At 66.7% G+C, this 18,711-nt stretch carries 21 protein-coding genes; 9 read left to right on the forward strand and 12 right to left on the reverse strand.

Features of this window, described 5'->3' with window-relative positions; all coding sequences use genetic code 11:
* Positions 1–112: 112 nt before the first annotated feature.
* Positions 113–1,306 (reverse strand): serine hydrolase domain-containing protein, encoded by a 1,194-nt coding sequence (locus IEQ11_RS14260; protein WP_191820885.1) that lies wholly within the window; start codon positions 1,304–1,306, stop codon positions 113–115.
* Between the two features lie 122 nt (positions 1,307–1,428).
* Between IEQ11_RS14260 and IEQ11_RS14265 the strand changes: the two genes are divergently transcribed.
* The 3 genes from IEQ11_RS14265 (at position 1,429) to IEQ11_RS14275 (ending at position 3,448) form a co-directional block, all read left to right on the forward strand.
* On the forward strand, positions 1,429–1,797 hold the full coding sequence (locus IEQ11_RS14265; protein WP_247024552.1) for a cyclic-phosphate processing receiver domain-containing protein: 369 nt from the start codon (positions 1,429–1,431) through the stop codon (positions 1,795–1,797).
* A 209-nt stretch (positions 1,798–2,006) separates the two neighbouring features.
* On the forward strand, positions 2,007–2,882 hold the full coding sequence (locus IEQ11_RS14270) for a DUF1684 domain-containing protein (protein ID WP_191820884.1): 876 nt from the start codon (positions 2,007–2,009) through the stop codon (positions 2,880–2,882).
* Between the two features lie 281 nt (positions 2,883–3,163).
* Entirely contained in the window at positions 3,164–3,448 is a 285-nt protein-coding gene (locus IEQ11_RS14275) for a hypothetical protein (protein WP_191820883.1), read from the forward strand.
* Positions 3,449–3,515: 67 nt separating this feature from the next.
* Here the strand turns inward: IEQ11_RS14275 and IEQ11_RS14280 are convergent, their stop codons facing one another.
* Positions 3,516–3,941 (reverse strand): VOC family protein, encoded by a 426-nt coding sequence (locus tag IEQ11_RS14280; protein ID WP_191820882.1) that lies wholly within the window; start codon positions 3,939–3,941, stop codon positions 3,516–3,518.
* A 68-nt stretch (positions 3,942–4,009) separates the two neighbouring features.
* On the opposite strand from IEQ11_RS14280, the gene IEQ11_RS25910 reads away from it, so the two are divergent.
* Both IEQ11_RS25910 and IEQ11_RS14290 read left to right on the forward strand, forming a co-directional pair.
* Positions 4,010–4,621 (forward strand): TetR family transcriptional regulator, encoded by a 612-nt coding sequence (locus IEQ11_RS25910; RefSeq protein WP_191820881.1) that lies wholly within the window; start codon positions 4,010–4,012, stop codon positions 4,619–4,621.
* Between the two features lie 174 nt (positions 4,622–4,795).
* Positions 4,796–5,167 (forward strand): VOC family protein, encoded by a 372-nt coding sequence (locus tag IEQ11_RS14290; RefSeq protein ID WP_096414814.1) that lies wholly within the window; start codon positions 4,796–4,798, stop codon positions 5,165–5,167.
* Between the two features lie 63 nt (positions 5,168–5,230).
* Here the strand turns inward: IEQ11_RS14290 and IEQ11_RS14295 are convergent, their stop codons facing one another.
* Positions 5,231–6,100, reverse strand: a complete 870-nt coding sequence (locus tag IEQ11_RS14295) for a LysR family transcriptional regulator (protein ID WP_191820880.1) — start codon at positions 6,098–6,100, stop codon at positions 5,231–5,233.
* A 205-nt stretch (positions 6,101–6,305) separates the two neighbouring features.
* Complete coding sequence (locus IEQ11_RS14300; protein ID WP_191820879.1) at positions 6,306–7,262, reverse strand: hypothetical protein; 957 nt, start codon at positions 7,260–7,262, stop codon at positions 6,306–6,308.
* A 186-nt stretch (positions 7,263–7,448) separates the two neighbouring features.
* Here IEQ11_RS14300 and IEQ11_RS14305 point away from each other — a divergent pair, with 186 nt between their 5' ends.
* Positions 7,449–8,078 (forward strand): hypothetical protein, encoded by a 630-nt coding sequence (locus IEQ11_RS14305; protein ID WP_191820878.1) that lies wholly within the window; start codon positions 7,449–7,451, stop codon positions 8,076–8,078.
* A 163-nt stretch (positions 8,079–8,241) separates the two neighbouring features.
* Positions 8,242–9,060, forward strand: coding sequence for a ParB N-terminal domain-containing protein (locus IEQ11_RS14310; protein WP_096414818.1), 819 nt, complete (start codon positions 8,242–8,244; stop codon positions 9,058–9,060).
* A 36-nt stretch (positions 9,061–9,096) separates the two neighbouring features.
* On the opposite strand, the gene IEQ11_RS14315 is transcribed toward IEQ11_RS14310, so the two are convergent.
* The 6 genes from IEQ11_RS14315 to IEQ11_RS14340 form a co-directional block, all read right to left on the reverse strand.
* Positions 9,097–9,429, reverse strand: coding sequence for a putative hemolysin (locus IEQ11_RS14315; RefSeq protein ID WP_082124366.1), 333 nt, complete (start codon positions 9,427–9,429; stop codon positions 9,097–9,099).
* A 155-nt stretch (positions 9,430–9,584) separates the two neighbouring features.
* A complete protein-coding gene (locus IEQ11_RS14320) occupies positions 9,585–10,484 on the reverse strand; it encodes an NAD(P)/FAD-dependent oxidoreductase (protein WP_191820877.1) in 900 nt (299 codons plus the stop codon).
* Entirely contained in the window at positions 10,474–10,971 is a 498-nt protein-coding gene (locus tag IEQ11_RS14325) for an Rrf2 family transcriptional regulator (protein WP_228464431.1), read from the reverse strand. The genes IEQ11_RS14320 and IEQ11_RS14325 overlap by 11 nt, the downstream gene beginning before the upstream one ends.
* Positions 10,972–11,174: 203 nt before the next feature.
* On the reverse strand, positions 11,175–12,119 hold the full coding sequence (locus IEQ11_RS14330; RefSeq protein ID WP_191820876.1) for a lipase family protein: 945 nt from the start codon (positions 12,117–12,119) through the stop codon (positions 11,175–11,177).
* A 323-nt stretch (positions 12,120–12,442) separates the two neighbouring features.
* Positions 12,443–14,596, reverse strand: coding sequence for a right-handed parallel beta-helix repeat-containing protein (locus IEQ11_RS14335; RefSeq protein WP_191820875.1), 2,154 nt, complete (start codon positions 14,594–14,596; stop codon positions 12,443–12,445).
* Between the two features lie 132 nt (positions 14,597–14,728).
* Positions 14,729–14,911, reverse strand: a complete 183-nt coding sequence (locus IEQ11_RS14340) for a hypothetical protein (protein WP_191820874.1) — start codon at positions 14,909–14,911, stop codon at positions 14,729–14,731.
* Between the two features lie 101 nt (positions 14,912–15,012).
* Between IEQ11_RS14340 and IEQ11_RS14345 the strand changes: the two genes are divergently transcribed.
* Entirely contained in the window at positions 15,013–15,519 is a 507-nt protein-coding gene (locus IEQ11_RS14345) for a hypothetical protein (protein WP_191820873.1), read from the forward strand.
* 432 nt (positions 15,520–15,951) lie between these two features.
* Positions 15,952–17,082 carry an alpha/beta fold hydrolase gene (locus tag IEQ11_RS14350; protein WP_228464430.1) on the forward strand — a complete coding sequence of 377 codons (1,131 nt, stop codon included), beginning with the start codon at positions 15,952–15,954 and terminating at the stop codon, positions 17,080–17,082.
* Between the two features lie 247 nt (positions 17,083–17,329).
* Here IEQ11_RS14350 and IEQ11_RS14355 read toward each other — a convergent pair whose 3' ends face one another.
* Both IEQ11_RS14355 and IEQ11_RS14360 read right to left on the reverse strand, forming a co-directional pair.
* Positions 17,330–17,848, reverse strand: coding sequence for a hypothetical protein (locus tag IEQ11_RS14355; protein ID WP_096414827.1), 519 nt, complete (start codon positions 17,846–17,848; stop codon positions 17,330–17,332).
* A 114-nt stretch (positions 17,849–17,962) separates the two neighbouring features.
* Positions 17,963–18,565 (reverse strand): DUF6445 family protein, encoded by a 603-nt coding sequence (locus IEQ11_RS14360; RefSeq protein WP_096414828.1) that lies wholly within the window; start codon positions 18,563–18,565, stop codon positions 17,963–17,965.
* Positions 18,566–18,711: the final 146 nt, after the last annotated feature.

Genomic DNA, 18,711 nt, shown 5'->3' on the forward strand with positions numbered 1-18,711 from the left:
AACGCACGCGGGCGGCGATGGGAGGACACGGCCGCGGCCTCCAATATCGCGAACCGTGCGCCAGCGCTCACTCTGCGTGGCCGGACGCGTCGCGCCGGCCGCGCGGCGGCGCTCAGTCGGTCGCCGGCTTGTCGCTGGCGAGCTTGTCGCTGGCCCGACCCTCGGCCGCTGGTTTGCTGAGCGCCTGCTTTCCGATCCGGGCGACGAACTCGTCCAGATCGGTGGCGTCGGTATTGGCCAGCACGACCACCGTCAACTCGGCTTCGACGATGCGATACAGCTGCGCCTGCGCGCCCATGATCCGGCCGGGCCGTTTGACCGCGTGGTAGGTTCGGCCGTCGATGCGCACCGGGTACGACCACACGCCGAAACCGTAGTCGTCCAGGCCCGGCGCGATCATCGCCGCCAGCGCCTTGTCGCCGATCAAACGGCCGCCGAACCACGCGTCCGCGAACTTCGCCAGATCGGCCGGGGTGGAATACATCGCGCCGGCCGCGTACCAGTTTTCCGGGTACGCCGGCAGGTCCGGCGTCAGCGCCTTGCTGTCGTCGCGACGGAAATAGCTGTCGGCCAGGCCGGCGACGATGTCGCGCTGGTGCAGCATGCCGGTGTCCTTCAACCCCAGCGGACCGACGATGCGCTCGCGCAGCACCTGTTCGTAGCTTTGGCCGTAGATCCGCTCGACGATCTGACCCAGCGCGATGTAATCGCAGTTGTTGTAATCGAACTTGCTGCCGGGCGCATGCACCAGATCGCCGCTGCAGTAATCGTCGAGCAACTGCCGCGCGGTATGCGGCAGTTGGTAATTCGGCAGGCCGCTGCCGATGGCCTGCGCGGCATCGGTGACCTGATCGAAATTGACCAGCCCCGAGGTGTGGTTGAGCAACTGCCGCACGCTGACCCGGTCGCCGCCGCTGCCGCGGTAATCGGGCAGATAGCGGCGCATCGGCGCGTCCAGGTCCAGCCGGCCTTGTTCGTGCAGTTGCAGGATCAGCACCGCGGTGAAAGCCTTGGTGATCGAGGCGATCTTGTACTTGGTCGATGCGTCGTTGTGTATCGCGAACGCGCGGTTGGCCAGGCCGTACTGGCGCGCGAGCCGTGGCTTGCCGTGCTGGACGATGAGCACCGAACCGCTGAAATCGTGCTGGCGCGCGTAATCGTCGACGAAGGCGAGCAGCTGCGCGGGCTGGGCCGAAGTCGGCTTCAAAGTCGTCTGCTTCGAAGCGGCCTGCGCAAACGCGGCGTTAGCGGCGAGCATCGCCGCCAGGGCGACGGCCGTGATCGTCTTGATCCGCAAACAGCGCATGCCTGTGTCTCCCTGAAGTTCGCCGACGTCGGACGCTGCGCTGGCGCATGCCATCGGCGCAGGCCTGTTGCGAAGCAGGGATACGCCCGGCGCGCGAGCGGTTGCAAGCGAGATCGCGCGGCGTGCGCGAGGCGATCGGCGCATGCGACGATGCGGCCTGCGCCAAGGAGGCACTATCGATGCAGGTCTATCTCAACGACGAACGCGCCACGCCCGAGGGTTGGGTCCGGGTCTATTGGCCTGACGAGGCCATCGCCTTGTTGCAGGCCGGCGAAGTCACCCGGATCAGCCTGGATCACGACCTCGGCGACGACGCGCGCGGCACCGGTTACGACGTGATCGTGTGGATCGAGGAAGCGGTGATCGCGCGCGGCTTCCGTCCGCCGCAAATCGCCGTGCATTCGGCCAATCCGGCCGCGCGGCTGCGCATGCAGGCCGGGATCGAGGCGATCGCGCGGGCCTGGGCGGATCGGGCCACCCAAGCCGGGTGAAATCCGGCGCGGATGTCGCGGCCGCGGCGTTGCCTACAACACCTGTCTGAAACCACCGACAGACCGCATCGCGGATCAAGTCACCCGCCCTCCATGACAGATGCCACCTGTTGCCGCGACCCACGCAAAAACGGGACTTCCGGCCGAAGCAAGACGCAGCGCGCGCTGTCACAGTAGCCTCCAGCACACTTCGTTCAACGGACCCCGCCATGCGCCGACTGCTGTGTAGCCTGCTGCTGTGCCTGCCCTGGGCGGCATTCCACGCGGAGGTGCGCGCCGATCCGCGCAAGGACTGGGACGACTTCCGCGCCGGCCTGACCGAACAGGCGGCCGGGCCGACCGGCATGTACGCGATCCAGGACGTCGCCGTGATCGCGCCGGGCGAAGCGGCGCATCTGCCGGCGGCGGCGCGTGCGGCCGACCTGCGCTGGGCCAGACAGCGCGGCGATGCCGGCGCGGTCACGCTGAGCTATCGCGACGGCAAGGCCATGCTCGAAGGCAAAGGCGTCGCCGCGATCGACCTGATGCAGGCCAAGGACCATCAACAGACGCTGCCGAACGGGCTGACGGTGCGGATCACGCCCTACGAGGATTCGCTCAAGGCCTGGCTGTACAACCCGGCGCTGACCGCGCAGCGCTTCAAGGGCTTGTCGTTCTTTCCCTACGATCCCAAGGGCGTGGTCACCGGCCGCTTCACCCGCAAGGACGTGCCGGTCGCGGTGAGCCATCTGGATTCGCGCAATCACACCGGGGTGATGTACTGGGTCGGCGACGTCGCCCTGCCGATCCAGGGCAAGACCTACACCCTGCGCGCGTTCAACAAGCAAAAGGACTGGAAGCGGATCGACCACGTGCTGCTGTTCTTCACCGACAAGACCTCGAAGAAGACCAGCTACGGCGGCGGCCGCTCGCTCGAGACCCACTTCCCGGCCGGCGCCGCGCCGTCGTCGATGACGTTCAACTTGAACACGATGTACAGCTTCCTGTGCGCGCATTCGCAGTACTACAACTGCCCGATCAACCTGACCACCTTCGTGCCGGTGGAGTTGAAGTACGGCGAGAAGTATCCGCCGTCGGGGAAGTAGGCGCAGGCACACGTTTGCCGCGCCGGGGTTCCCCCCTTTGAAAAAGGGGGGTTAGGGGGGATTTGCTTTGGCTGTTGCCTTTGAGCAGCAGCGCAGAGCAACTGCAAAAGCAAATCCCCCCTGCCCCCCTTTTTCAAAGGGGGGAAAAGCACGGCGACTTTTAGGATTTGTCGGGCACAGACACGACATAACCGCTCAGTCGTAAAGCGCCTTCGGCCGACCGGAAAGCACCAACAGATGAGGCCGTTCAAGCAGCAAGGGCAACTACAGCCTGCGTTAGCATGAACTTCTCCCCGCAAACCGCCAGCACCCTGATGCCGCAGCAACATCCCGACCGAACCCGTCTTGCGCTGTCATGGATCGGCGGCGTACTGCTGTGCTGCGCAGCGCTGCTGTCGATCGCGTACGCCTGTTTCGACTACAGCCAAGGCGAAATACGCCTTTCCAGCAACTCCTATCTGCGTGTGCAAGGGCCATGGTTCGACCTGATACTGCCGATGGCCGGCGTATGCGTGGCCCTGGGCGCGACGGCATTGATTTATTCGCGACTCCGCCGCGCTGGCTGATTGCGACCGAGGCGATCGACTCGCGACGCCTGGCGACTTGGCCACGCATTGGCTTTCGCCCAACCCGTCAAACCGGCAACGCACTCGCCTCATACTGCTCGACGAACTCCCCGCTCGGCGCGATCGGCGTGATGATGTCGATCAGCACGCCATTGGGATCGGCGGTGATGAAGTGGCGCTGGCCGAAGGCTTCGTCGCGCAGACTCAACAGGATCGGCAGGTCGGCGGAGCGAAGCCGCTCATGCACCGCATCCACGTCCTGCACTTCGAAGTTCAAAAGCAAACCGCTGACCCGTCCGCGCGCCGCCTCGGGAATGGTGTGGTGGGCGCCGTCGAGCACGGCCAGATTGATCGAGGGGTCGGCGGCCGACTGCAGATGCACGTACCAGTCGGCGGTGAACAGCGCGACGAAACCGAAGTGAGCCTGGTAGAACGCGGCGGTGCCGGCGACATCGTGGGTCATGATCACCGGGTAATAGCTGGTCACTTGCATGATTGTGAGCCTCGATTGAGTGACATACAGTCTGTATGTAGATAGAAATTAACATACAGGCTGAATGTATGCCAGGCCCGAACCGTACCAACCCACCCCGAACCAACCTCGAACGCACCCAGGCCACCCGCCACGCCTTGCTCGAGGCCGCCCGTGCCTTGTTCGTGGAAAAGGGCTACGCCGACACCTCCACGCCCGAGGTTTCGGCCGCCGCCGGCACCACCCGCGGCGCGCTGTATCACCATTTCGTCGACAAGCGCGACCTGTTCCGGCACCTGCTGCTGCGCGAGGCGCAGGCGGTCAAGGCCGACATCCTCGCCGCCAGCGTCGATGGCCTGAGCCCGCGCCAGGCGCTGATCGACGGCGCCCAGGCCTACCTGCAGGCGATGACCGTCCCCGGCCGCACCCGACTGATGCTGATCGACGGCCCGGCCGTGCTCGGCCTGAGCGAAGCCACCGCGATCGACGACGACAACGCCGCCGACACCTTGCGCGAAGGCTTGGCCGCCGCGCTGGATCGCGACCCCGCCCAGATCGACGCCCTGGCCAGGCTGCTGTCGGCCGCGTTCGACCGCGCCGCGTTGGAAATCGACGCGGGCGCGGAACCGCGGGCGATGCGGGAGTCGATGCTGTGGTTGTTGCGGCGGGTGTTGGGAGAAAGCGACGAAGCGGCCGATTGATTGCGCTGCGGCGTCAGTGCGCGTCTGCAGTTTCTGTATCAACGCAAGCATCTGCGCATTCGCTCGTCGCGCCGTCGCATCTCTACTGACAAACCCTGTCAGCGGCGCCGCCTAACGTGATCAGGCACCGGGCATCTCCCCTGCCCGCGCCTTCCATCACGCCGGAGCTTCGCCATGACCGATCCCAACTTCGTCCTGCTCTACGTCGACCGTCCCGAGGCCAGTGCCGACTTCTATGCCGGCCTGCTCGAGAAAACCCCGGTCGAACGCTCGCCCACGTTCGCCTTGTTCGTACTCGCTTCGGGCATGAAGCTCGGCCTGTGGTCCAAGCACACGGTCGAACCCGCCGCGCCGCCGGCGTTCGGCGGCGCCGAGCTCGCGTTCCAGGTCGGCGACTACGCGCGGGTCGATGCGATCCATGTCGACTGGGCCGCGCGCGGGCTGCCGATCGCGCAGGCGCCGACCGATCTGGATTTCGGCCGCAGCTTCGTCGCGCTCGATCCCGACGGCCACCGTCTGCGCGTGTATTCGCGCGCGCCGGAGTAAGTCGCATGCGTGTCGGCGGCCTGCGTCATGCGCGGCCGCCGGCACCTCGTCGCGCGCCGAAGCTTAAGCCGCCGCGCGCGCGATCCAGGCCGCGAACGCGTTCGCGCCGTCGCCGACCGGCTTCAAGACCAACCGCGTCAGCCAATAGCCGCCCGCATCGAGTTCCACCGCGAACGGCTGCACCAGCCGCCCTTCGGCGAGCTCGCGTTCGAACATCGCCGGCGGCGCGAGCGCGATGCCCAGGCCCTGCAGCGCGCACTGCACCATGGTCAGCGACGAATCGAAGATCGGGCCGTTGATCGGCCCGTCGGGCACCGCGTCCGCGGCTTCGAACCACAAACGCCAGTCGTCGACGAAGTACGAACGCAGCAGCGGGAACCGCGACAGGTCGGCGGGGTCGCGCAACTGCGCGGCCAGTTTCGGCGTGCACAAGGGCGAGAGCGGCGCGGGCATCAGGAAATCGGCCTGCATCCCGGGCCAGGTGCCGCGTCCGTAGCGGATCGCGAAATCCAGGCCCTCGGCGGCGGGATCGACGCGGTTGTTGTGGGTGCTCAAACGCACGTCGACCTGCGGATGCAGATGCGCGAACTCGGCCAGCCGCGGCAGCAGCCAGCCGCTGGCGAAGGTGCCGACCGCGCCGACATGCACCACTTCGCGCGCAAGGCCGTCGCCGACCCGATCCAGCGCGGTGTCGATGCGCCCGAACGCTTCCTGGATCGCCGGCAGCAGGCTCAGGCCCTCGTCGGTCAGGGCCAGGCCGCGCGGCAGACGCCGGAACAGTTCGACCCCGAGCTGATTTTCGAGCAGGCGCACCTGATGGCTGACCGCCGCCTGGGTCACGTTGAGTTCGTCGGCGGCGCGGGTAAGGCTCAAGGCCCGCGCCGCGGCCTCGAATGCCTTGAGTGCTCCGAGGTTGATCCGTGTATGCGCCATTGCCGCTCCAGTGCCAAACAAAAAGTGAATGCAGCCGCGCGGCCGCGCCGTCGCGGTGCGAATCAAGAGACCGCGACGGACCGCATCGATGAGGCGCGTGCAACCCGACAACGCAATGCCAGCTTCGCAGCACCGCGTCGCGCATCATCGCGCGTATCGAATCCGAACCCGCATTATCGCCGCGATCGACGCAGGCGACGACACTTCAGTCGCGGCGATCGGCAGCCTTCGCCGCGTCGGCCACCGGCACCCGCCATCCGACCTCCGGCTCGCCGCCGAGCTCGGCTTTTTTCTCCAGCAGATAGCCGTACCACTCGGCCTGTACGCGATCGAGCGGGCCGATCGCCGCTTCGAAGGCGGCGACCGAGCCGTCGCCGCGCAATAGCTGCCGATAGCCGCGCGCATATTTGCCGCGTTCGTAATGGAACAGGAAGTGCGACAGGCTCCAGTACTCGATGTAGTACACGTTCAAGTGGCGGCCGGAAATCGGCGGACCGGTATTGGCGATCAGATCGCGCAGCCCGATCAGCGCGCCTTGTTCGAGATCGCGCTGCAGCGCGCCGCTGAGCGGCATGTCGGCCACCCACCAGATCGGATAGGCGTCCGCATCGATGCTGCCGGGCGCGAGCACGCCGTCGCGCAGGCGGCTGGCGCCGAAATAGCTCGCCAGACCTTCGTTCATCCATTTGGCCTTGGCGATCCCGGCGACCTCCGCGTTCAACTGATGGGTCGCCTCGTGCAGCATCCAGTGGTACGGGTTCGCGACGCCATGGGTGTAGTAGGCATGGCAGTACGGCGTGCGGTAATAGGCCTCGGCCCAGGGCATGCTGGTGTTGTAGGCGGAAAATTCCTGGCGGTCGCGATACAGGATCAGCTTGAGTTTGCGCGCGCGGCCGGCGTCGGCGGGCAACTCGAAGAAGGCGTGATACGCGCCGTACAGGCTTTCCACCGCGGCGGCGACCGCCTGCGTGGCCGTGTCGGTCGTGGTGCTGGAAATCGTGTAGTGCTCGGTTTCGAACGGCTTGGCGTGAGCCGGCACGATCGCTCGCGCGGCGGCTTTGGGCGCGGGCGTCGGCGATGCGCTCGTGGGCTCAGGGGCCTTGCCGCAGGCGACACAGGCCGCCAGCACCAGCCACACCGCGGTCGGACGATTCCATCGCATCGCATTCTCCCCTGCCCATGGCCAAGCTTGCATCACCGCGAGCTCGCTCGAAACCCCGAGACCGGGGCGAGCGCCCTGCTTCGAGCACAAGTGGCCTGGCCCGCGCGCTCAGACTGGCCCTGTCCCGCGCGCAGCGCAGCGCGCAGATTGCCGCGATACCGCTCAATCGAGCCATCGAGGTCCGCCATGACCATGACCGCCCGGATCGCCAGACTGTTTCGCGTCGCAGCCACGCTGTGCGGCTTGATCGCCGCGTTGGCCGTTCTCCCCGCGAGCGCGCAGCGCCCGTCCGAACCGGCCGCCGCCGGCGAACGCAAACCGAGCTTGCCCGACGGCCCGGGCGGCTTCGACTTCGAGATCGGCCGCTGGAACAGCGTGATCAAACGCCTGAAGCGCCCGCTGAGCGGTTCGCACGAATGGGTCGAACTGAGCGGAACGACGGTGGTGCGCAAGCTGCTCGACGGCCGCGCCAATATCGCCGAACTGGATATCGCCGGACCGTCGGGGCGCATCCAGGGCGTGTCGCTGCGCCTGTACGACGCGCAGTCGCGGCAGTGGAGCATCCATTACGCCAATATCGCCGCCGGCGCGTTGACCGCGCCGATGCTCGGCGACTTCAGGCACGGCCGCGGCGAGTTCCACGGCGACGACACCCTGGACGGACGTCCGATCAAGGTCCGCTTCGTGATCGAGTGCGACCGCCGCGAATCGTGCCGGTTCGAGCAGGCGTTTTCCGCCGACGCCGGCAAGACCTGGGAATTGAACTGGCTGGCGACCGACACCTTGATCGAAGCGCCCGATCCTTCGCCGCGCTGAACCCAGCGCCCGCCACGACGACCGATTCGGCAAAGCCCAACCCAGGCGCCGCTCACCGCGCCCGTGCGATGCCGCGTGCCTGAAAACCGCGCTTGTCAACGCCTGACGCGGCGCGCGCATCTGCCTACAATGCCGCCCCCATTGCAGCAACGCGGCCGGTTTCATGGACATCGTCATCAACGAATCGCTCAAGGCCTATATCGACCCGTTGACCGCCGACGAGTACCAATCGCTGGAGCAGAGCATCCTCGCCGAAGGCTGCCGCGACGCCCTGGTGCTGTGGGGCGAGATGCTGGTCGACGGCCACAACCGCTACGGCATCTGCCGCAAGCACGGCCTGCCGTTCCAGACCGTGCAGAACACCCGCTTTCGTTCGATCGAAGACGTGCATCTGTGGATGATCGACCAGCACCTGGGCCGGCGCAGCGTCTCGGATTTCCAGCGCGGCATCCTGGCGCTGCGCAAGCGCGAGATCCTGGCCGAACGGCGCCGCGCCGAGGCCGAGGCGCAGCCCGCACAAGAAAGCCAAACGCCGGCGGCCGTCGAAGAGCACGACGACAGCCCGCCGTGGTCGACCGATGCAAGCGCATTCGACAGCCGCGAAGCCCTGGCCAAGGCCGCGCGGCTGAGCAGCAACCAGGTCGGTCTGATCGAGAAGATCCAGAAACAGGCCACGCCCGAAGTCGTGGCGGCGGTCAAATCCGGCGCGATCTCGATCAACGCCGCCGCCGCGGTCGCCACCTTGCCGGCGGAGGAACAACGCGCCGCGGCGATGGCCGGCGGCAGCGAGCTCAAGGAAGCGGCCAAGCGCGCGCGCGAGTCCAAGCGCAAACCGCGCGAGCCCAAGGAACCCGCGCCGCAGCCGCGCGACGACGCCGCCGACAACGAACTGCACGCACTGCGCCAGCGCGTCGCCGAATTGACCGCCGAGAATCAGGCCTTGCGCGACGAGATCGCTCAGTTGCAGGCGGCGCTGGCCTGAACCTTCAGCGCCGCGGGTGACGCCGAGCCGTGCGCATTACTCCGCCGGCTTTTCGCACTTCCCATCGCGGAACAACGCCCACTCCTCGCATACGCGTCCATCGGGCAGGTTGCATAGACCGTACTGGCCGCCGTCCTTGCCGGTGCGGATCTCGAGTTTGCCGCCGAGCGTGGTGCAATGCACCGAGGCCGGGTTGGCCATGCCGACGCGGGGTTCGACCGGTTTGGCCTCGGCGGCGGGCGCTGGCTGAGTCGATGAGGGCGCGGTCGGCGACGCCTGCTTGGATGCATTGCATGCGGCCAGCCCCAGCGTCAGGGCGATCAGCGCGAGCGGCAGGCCAAGGCGGTTGGTCAGGCGATAGCGGTTCATGGCGAGGGCACCGTTGAAGTGGCGATCACTATAAATACGGCCGGCGTCATGGCGCGGTGACGCAGCCACCGCCATGAATCGGACCGATCGCCGGATGGTTCGCTTCGGCGCAACCCCACGATGGCTGACAGTGCCCAGGCCGAGCATTCACCGCATCACGCCGTCTTCGACAAGGATTGATACGCACCGAAGCCCGCCATCGCCCCGGCCGCCAGCGCCAGGGTCGCGCTCTGCATGGCCGCGGCCGCATCGCCGGCGGCGAACACGCCGCTGACGCTGGTCGCCTTCATCGGATCGACCCGCACGTAACGGCCCAGCGGCCCGTCCTCGAATTCGCAACCCAGTTGCTCGGCCAACGGGCTGGCCATGCGGCTGGTCGGCGCGGTGAACAAGGCCGCCAGTTCGATCACCCGGCCGTCGGCGAGCCGCACGCCGTCCAGATGCGGCGCCGAGCCGAGCAGTTCGACCACCGGCACGCGTTCGATCGTCACTCCGCGTCGGGCCAGATGCGCCGCTTCGGCTTCGTCGGGCTCGAACCGGTTCTGGGTGAAGTAGGTGGTCGGGCCCCAATCGGGAATCATCCCGGCCTGATGCGCCGACAAGGGATGATTGGCCAGCACGCCCAGGGCGCGGTCGGCGTATTCGAAACCGTGGCAGAACGGGCAATGCAGCACCGTCGCGCCCCAGCGTTCGCGCAGCCCCGGGATCGCCGGCAATTCGTCGCGGATGCCGGTGGCCAGGATCAGGCGCGATGCGTTGCGCTCGCTGCCATCGTCCAGAATCAGCGCGAAGCCGCCTTCGTGTTCGCGCGCGGCGGTCGCGGTGGCGTTGACGAACTCGACGCTCGGATACGCCAGCAACTGCGTGCGCCCTTCGTCGAGAATCTGCGCGGGCGATTTGCCGTCGTGACCGAGCATGCCGTGCGCCGCCGACGAATAGCGATTGCGCGGCAGACCGGCATCGACCACCAGCACGCGACGGCGCGCACGCGCGAGCTGTAGGGCCGCGCTCAGGCCGGCGAAACTGCCGCCGACGACGGCTACGTCATGACGCATGGCCACTCCCTCCGATTTTCATATGGCGCCTGCCGTGCAGACGTTGGGCATGAGCGGCCAGATCGGCCAGCGTGAGCGTGGCGAGGCGGCGATCGAGCACCTGCTCGGCTTCGCGCATCGCCTCGTCGAGCACGTCGACCACGGCGCGCACGATCAGGCACTGCGGCGCATCGTGCTTGGCCGCGAGCGGCACCATGCGCTCGCCGAGCGCCTGCTGGATCTCCGCCAAACTGACCTGATCGGGCGCCCGCGCCAGCCGCCAGCCACCGCCGTGCCCTTTCACCGAACTGACCACGCCGGCCTCGCGCAAACCGGCGAAGCTGCGGCGGATCACCACCGGGTTGGTGCCGACACACGCGGCCATTTCTTCCGAGGTCATCGGCTGTTCGGGCCGCTCGGCCATGTGCAGCAGCACGTGCAGGGCGACGGACAGGCGTTCGGGTGTTTTCATGTAACTTACATTATTACGTGAAAAGACCCGCGTCAACCGGGGCGCTCATGGCGTCGTTATCCAGCCCCTGCCCTGCGGCAACGATGAGTGCGTACGAGCGAGCCATGCGCGAACGTGTTCGACGATCAGAGCCGAGGTCGGTGATGCGCACGAAGCGCTGTTCGCTACACAAGCAAACGCCGCGCAGCTCGCGCCGCGCGGCGTGGTCACAACCTCGACAACGCGGCCGCGCTATCGCATCACGACGCGGCCTTCAGCGATGTCTCCAGGGCCATGTGCTGCTGCATCTGATCGGCCCATTGCACGTCCGCCGAGGCCGGCGGGAAGGTGCTGATCATGGTCAGCGAGGCATCGACGTAATCGGGAAACTGCCCGGCCCACTGCTGCGGGTTGTTGGGCAAGGCATTGCTCAGCACCGTGGTCAGATTGACCAGGGAGTGGCGCGACAACAGATGCGGGAACCACTCGCCGGCGACATAGAACGCAGTGCGGAACCCGATGCCGACCGCGCGGTAGTCGAACTGCGACGGCGGCAGCGACGGCACGTAGTCCCAATAGTTGTAGACGCGCAGGCTGGCGCTGTCGGCGATGGTCTGCTCGTACGCGGTCTGCCAATCCTCGGTGCCGACCATCGGGCTGGAGAAATTGAGATTGAGCGAGGGCAGCGGCTGGCTGATCGCCAGGTCGAGCGAGAACAGCTGGCTCAGCGCCGCGCCCAGGCTGTGGCCGGTGACGTACACGTAATTGGGCGCGTACTGCTCGAGCAAGGCGAACAACTGCTGGCGCATCGATTGGCTCATGCTTCCGCCGACGCCGTCGTAGATGCCGTAGAACCCCGACGACACCCGCGGCGTGGGGCTGATGCTGCCCTGGGTTGGAACGAAATCGGTCGGAATGAAATGCACGTCCTCGTAGGCGTCCATGTCCGAGTCGGTGCCGCGGAACGCGAAGATGTAGGTGCCCGGATCGTCGATCGCCTGGAACACCAGGCCGTACTTCTCTTCCGAACCGCTGAACAGAATCGAATCCCAACCGGTCCACGCGCCGACCTGCTGGTAACCGTCGGGCGAAGTGAACGGCAGGCCCTGGTAGTAGTCGTAGGCGGCCTTGGAGGCGATCGCCAGGGCGATGGTCAAGGCAGGATCGAGTTCGGGCTGGGCGTTGCTGACGGTGTTGGGGCTCATGAAGTTTTCCTCGTCGAAGGGAAGACGAATGCATGACCATGCGTGCGACGCATCGGCGATACGCGCGACGGCATACGCTCCGCGGTGTCGCCGCATCGCGGCATCGAGCATGCCGCCGGGCCGCGGCGCGCCGCCTCCCTTACAACGCGAAACCGTTGGACCTCAGGCCAAGACACGCACAACGAAAAGGCAGGCATGGCGGTGCACGCCGCCAGCCTGCCCTTGCTCGCCATCGCGCCGGCTCATACCGGCGCAGCGGCTTGCTTTGCAACCAATCAAGAACCGGGCCCTGACTTCGAATCCCGAATCCCCAATCCGGGCCGTTAAAGCGGCGTGTCCTGCAGCACCAGATCGTCGAGATAGAACGAGGCGCCGATCCCGGCCGAACCCGAACCCACCACCACGATCCATACGCTCGCGGTCGCCGGCGGCGGCACCACGTCGCTCACCACCTGCTGCCAGTCGCCGCTCAGGGCCGGCAGATAGACGTTGCTGACCGAGGTGTCCGGGTCGCCGGTCGCGGCGCTGCCGTCTTCCTTCGCCCAGCGCAACTGCACCCGCGCATTGCCGGTCGGCAACGGCGTGCCGCTGGCGTGCTTGACCCAGAAGCTCAGGCGCTTGCTGCCGCCGTCGGAGCGATAGCCGGGATGATTGGCGACCTGCACGCCCCAGTAGCTGTCGTCGACGGTCACCTGCAAGCCATAGGCGCCGCCGTGGGCGACGCCGACGCGGGCGAGTTGCGCGCCGTACCAATCCGACCACAGGCCCGCCGAGGCTTCCAGCGTCGCGGTCGGCGTATCGATCACGTTGAACAGCGCGCCGTCGGTGGTGCTGCCGGCATCCTGCAGATACGGCGCGGCCCGCCAGACCGGAAAGCTGATCGCCTCGCCATAGCGCTTGGCGAAGCGCCACGGGCCGTAGTAGTGATTGTTGCTGAAGCGGTTGTTGTTGTTGAACATCACGTCCTGCTGCACCTGCTGCACGGTATACGGCGACCAGGCGATGTTGTCGGTGCCGGTCGCGTACAGCGCCTGCGCGCCGCAATAACCCGAGCTTCCGCACGGCACCACCGCGGGATCGAAGTAGAACTCGTTGTTGCTGACTTCGATGTTCTGCGCGCGCCAGCGGCAATTGGCCTTCAAGGTCGCGTCGCCGCCGATGTCGGTGTAGCACGGGTGCAGGTTGCTGACCGGGTCGGGATAGACGCTGGGATGCGCGGGATCCGGACGGGTAATCACCGACGGGTGCACGAACGGCGTGCAATAGGTCGAACTGGTGTTGCCGTTGGAATTGCAGAAGCGGTTGGCGTTCTCGTAGATGGTGATGCCGGAGAAATTGTTCTCGAAATAATTGTCCTGCACGCGCAGCTGGGTCGAACCCGACACCGCGCTCGCCAGCCGGCTGTCGCCGCCGGATTCGGACAGATAGATCGCCGGCGCCGGCGAACCGGTGTCGCGGTTGCCCGAGGCCCAGGCGTTGTTGATGAAGGTATTGCTGCGGATGGTGGCGTTGTAGCTGATCTCGTACCACAGCCCCACGCCGTCGTTGTCCTTGATGTAATTGCCTTCGAACAGGAAATCGATGTTGTTGGTGTCGGCCCACAGGCCGGTGCCGTGGTTGCCGTGGACGTAGTTGCTCACCACCCTGGCCCCGCCCACGTCCCAGAACTTGCCGCCGCCGGTGCAGCCGCACTGGGTCGAGGTTTCCCAGTCGTCGGTGTTGTTGCCGGTGATTTCGTTGTGGCTCAGCTCGATATCGACGATCGCCGAACGGCCCGGCACCTGCTCGCCGGGCTGAGGCGCGGTGCTCGGCACCGGCGGCTTGTACATGCTGAAACCGTACTGGCCGTTGTCCTTGAGGCAGTTGAAGCGGACCGTGTTGTGGCTGCCGAGGAATACGCCGGCGCCGTCGTTGTCGATGATGGTGTTGTATTCGACGGTCCAGTGGTCGCCGGCGTCGTGGTTGACCACCGCCTGGTCGAAATTGTCGCGGCCGCGGCCGAAATTGCGGATGGTCAGGTAACGGATGGTGACGTTGCGGGCGGCGTTGGTGAAGGCGTACAGGTTCTTGTTCTGGCCGTCGAGGATCGCGCCGGGCGCGCCGAGGTAGACGTTGTTGTCCTGGGCGATGATCTGGCCGTAGATATCGTCGCTGAAGGTATGCACGCCCGGTTCGAACCAGAACGTGGTGTTGGCGCGGCGGAAGTCGATGTTGCTGTTATCGCCGGCCGGCACCCGCACCGCGTTGGCGGGCATGGGGTCGGGATTGCTGAGCAAGGCGGTGTTGCCGCAGATCCGCGCCGGCGGTTCGGCCGGCCACAGCGCGCCCAGATGGGCCTGGCCCTCGCCGCCCACGCGTTGCGCGGCGGCGGGCATGGCGATCAGCGAGCCCAGCAGCAACGCCGGCAGGCTCAGCCGGGCAAGGCGGGTGTGGAAGAAGCGTTCGGGTCGTTCGGTGGCCACTGCGTGAGTCCCCATGGTGACGAGCGTTGCGAAGATGGAAGGCCGCGGCGCGACGACGCGCGGGCGCCTGGATCGCGCTACGCGCGCCCGCGCGGGTCGGGCCTGCGCGATATCCCATGCCGTGGCGGCGGCCGATAGTGGTCGCTGTCATCCCTCGCGGGTGATAGCGGCGAAGCTGTGACCCGAATCGCAATCCATTGCGGCCTCGGTCGCGATCGTCGTTCCGCGCCGCCATCGCAGCGAGCTCGCATCGATGAGGTCATCGCGCCGAAGCGCCCGCGATTGGCCTGGATTGCGCTTCGAATCGTCCGCGATCGCGAGCAGGGTCAATTGTCGGCGTCGAGCAGGCGGCTTCGCGATGTCGGCACATCGCCGGCCGATCGCCTTGGTTACCGTGCGTCCACCCTCAGCAAGCACACAAAGGAATGGCCATGACCCACCGCATCACCCGCACCCTGCTCCCGTTCGCCCTGTCCGCGCTGGCCGTGTGCATCAGCGGCGGCGCATTCGCCGCCGGTCCGGGCAACGCCGCGCCGCAGAGCCTGAGCGGCGACAATATCCTCAGCCGGATCTGCGCGCGCCAGTTCGAAATCGCCCAGCGCACCGACATGGAGTCGTTCCGCGACTACGACGCCGAAACCTTCCGCGCCGTGCACGACGATCGCGCCATCACCGTGTTCGACAGCGGCGCGACCCGCATCGGCATCGACGCGATCATGACCGCGCTGGCCAGCCACTTCTCCGGCCGCGAAGCCAAGTGGAGCTGGACCGAGCGCTACCGCGTCGTCGACGGCTGCAGCTCGGCCTACATCCTGTACGAAACCACCTACGAGATTCCGCGCATCGGCTACAAGCAGAAAGCCTTGACCGGGGTGACCTACAGCCATAACGGCCTGCGCTGGCTGGCGATCGCCGATCAGGGCACCAAGTTGCCCTGAGCCGGCGCACGCGTCGCGCGTATTTCGACGCGGGCATCGATGCAAAGGCGGCTTCGGCCGCCTTTTGCTTTGCTGAAAGTATCCGTCGGGCGCGGTCGCATTCTTCTATCGCCGGTATCCGGCGGCCCCGGCCGCCTTCTCCCGCATGACATGTGTCAGGGGGCCGCGGCCGGTTTTTTACCTAATCTGTATCAGGCGGCTTCGGCCGCCTTTTTGCTTGTGATGCACACACTCGTCAGCGATCTCAAACCATGATCCACCTGCATGGCCCCGGGCCGCGCCAATGTCGAAAGTAACGCCCGCCTGCGTGCAACTACCGCGCGCGTGGACGCATCACCTTCATCAACGCAAGCCAATACTCGGATCGCCGCCGCCATCGCGATGATCCACCTGCCCCACCGCCCCGCCCCGAACCCGCGCACGGAGTCCCCCATGAAGACGATGCATCTGCTGATCGCCCTGCTGTTCTGCCTCGCGCCCGCGGCCCAGGCCGCCGAATGCAAGGACACCTCCGGCTACGCCAAGGCCCGCGCGATCATCGAAGACTTGAACCGCATCGTCGCGCCGAACGGCATCCAGGAGTCCTACGCCACCCGCATCGGCGGCGTCGACCAGTGGATCAGCGTCCGCGGCCAGGACAAGGCCAATCCGATCGTGCTGTTCGCCCACGGCGGCCCGGCGGCGCCGCTGATCCCGGCGATGTGGCAGTACCAGCGCCCGCTCGAGGAATACTTCACCGTGGTCAACTGGGACCAGCGCGGCGCCGGCAAGACCTTCGCCTCGCACGACCCCAACGCTTACGCCGACACGCTGAAGATCGACCGCTACGCCGACGACGCGATCGAAATCGCCGAATACGTGCGCAAGCGCTACGGCAAGCGCAAGCTCATCCTGATGGGCCACAGCTGGGGCACGGTGGTGGCGATGAGCGCGGCGCTGAAGCGGCCGGACCTGTTCTACGCCTACGTCGGCATCGGCCAGGTCATCAACGTGCGCGAGAACGAACGCATCAGCTTCGAATTCGGCCTGCAACAGGCCAAGGCGCGCGGCAACACCGAGGCGGTCAAGGAAATGGAGACGATCGCGCCGTATCCGGGCGATCAGCCGATCACCCGCGAACGCATCATCACCGCGCGCAAGTGGGCGCAGTACTACGGCGGCATGACCGCCTACCGCAACGAATCGCCGTATTACTTCCGCGCGCCGCTGCTGTCGCCCGAGTACGACGACTGCGACCGCGCCGGCGTCGACCGGGGCAACGAATTCAGCCTGGGCAGGATCCTGCCCGAATTTCTCGATGTCGATTTCAGCAAGGTCAAGGCCTTTCCGATCCCGGTGGTGATGTTCATGGGCCGCCACGACTACACCACGCCCTCGCAGCCGACCGCCGACTGGCTGGCGCGGACCCAGGCGCCGTTCAAGCAGGGCGTGTGGTTCGAAAATTCCTCGCACATGATCATGTGGGAGGAGCCGGGCAAGACCCTGGTGAGCCTGCAGCAGTATGTGCGACCGTTGACCGACGAGGCGAAGGCGGAGACGAAACGCCAGTCGGGCGCGGACTGAGCGCGATCGGGCGGGCGTTGGACGCGCATGCCGAGTCAGGCATGCGCCGCCTGCGGCTCGGGCTGTGAAGACGTTCGGGCCGGGCTCTAGATCGGTGCGAAGATTTTCAACGGCAGTCGGCGATGGGACCGCGACTGGGCCATGGCGCGGTGCGAGTTTATTCCCTCACCCCGGCCCTCTCCCGCAAGCGGGAGAGGGAGAATGGTTCGCTGGCGTGCGCAGGCGTCCGCCTTGACTGCATGACGCCTCAACGCTGGCTGTCGCGCTCGCGGCAACTCAGACTGGCGTACTTGCCCTTGGGCAGGTCGTTGGCGATGTCGAAGCCCCGCAACTCCGCGCCGGGGTCGTCGATCTCGCTGTAGCCGCAGGCGTTGTCCTTCGCGAACGCCTTGAGCTTGTCGGCGCTGCCGTCCAGCCGCACCGTCACGCCGACGCCTTCGCTGACGCAGCAGCCGATGTAGGCGGTCATGTACTCCTCTTCGATCACCACCAGCGGATGACCCATCAGGGTCGCCGGCTTCTTCAACAGCCGGTAATCGGTGTAATCGGCACGCGCGTTGGGCTTGGCGTCGAGGTAGCCCGCGCGGATGTAGGCCTGCAGCGCCGGACCGGAGGGCGCGACGCGCTCCTGACGCTTGGCGTCGAAGCGCAGGGCGTCGATCAGGCCGCTCTCCATCGTCTGCCCGCCCTGCGCGCTGGCGAGGGGCGAGGTGGCGATGAGCAGCGCGAGGGCGGTCGAAGTGATTGCCTTGATTCTGGATTGCATGCGAGGTTCCTGCCTTGGAAGATCGCGTCCGGACCAACGGGTGGCGGACGGCGTGTCGGGGCGGCAAGCGCGATCGCGCCGCCGCCTGGTGAAAAGTGGGCGATGCCGTCGCGCTTACGCCGCCGCGAAGAACATCAGATAGACCAGTCGGCCGTTGTGCAGACTGTCGCCGAAGCCCTGCCCGGCCGTATGCCACAGCCAGGGGCGCAACAACAGCAGCCGGTTGAAACGCATCGGCACGCTCATCGTCGTTTCCCAGCAACTGTCGTCGAGGCCGTCGCGCTCGATGATGTCGCGGTGGGATTCCTCGATCGAGCTATACCCCATGTCCGCGAGCTCTTTCTCGTTCATCGCCCGGCGGTCGGTGTTGGTGCGGCGGTGACGGAAGAAGTCGGTGCCGCCGCGGCAATCCTCCGGACGGCTGAGGTAGAGCACGCCGGACCAATACCCCGGGTCGACGTGAACCTTGCCCTTGCCCTCGTCGCTGGCCAGGGTGATGCGGAACTTGGCGTGCGAGCCCGGCGGCGTGATCAGCTTGAGCCGCTCGCCGACGATGTTGGATATGTGTCCGGCCACGCCTTCCAGTTCGATCCGCTCGAGCGAATTGCGCCCCGGAAACGCGCCCTGCTGCTCGGGATAGGTCAGGCGCAGCGCCGCTTCGCGCAGTTGCGCCGCTTGTTCGAGGAAATCATCGACGACGATCAGGGAAGTGGTCATGGGCCGGCGGAGACAGGACGGGAAGCGACGAAAGTCCCGCCATGGTAGGCGAGCGGCGGCCCGCAGGCGATGCCCCGGCGATGTTGCCGCCGCGCGGCGCACATCGCGGCATGGACGACGCGCGACCTGCGGGCGCGCCGCGAGTC

The organism is Lysobacter capsici (assembly GCF_014779555.2).
In the GTDB taxonomy this organism is placed as follows: Bacteria; Pseudomonadota; Gammaproteobacteria; order Xanthomonadales; family Xanthomonadaceae; genus Lysobacter; species Lysobacter capsici.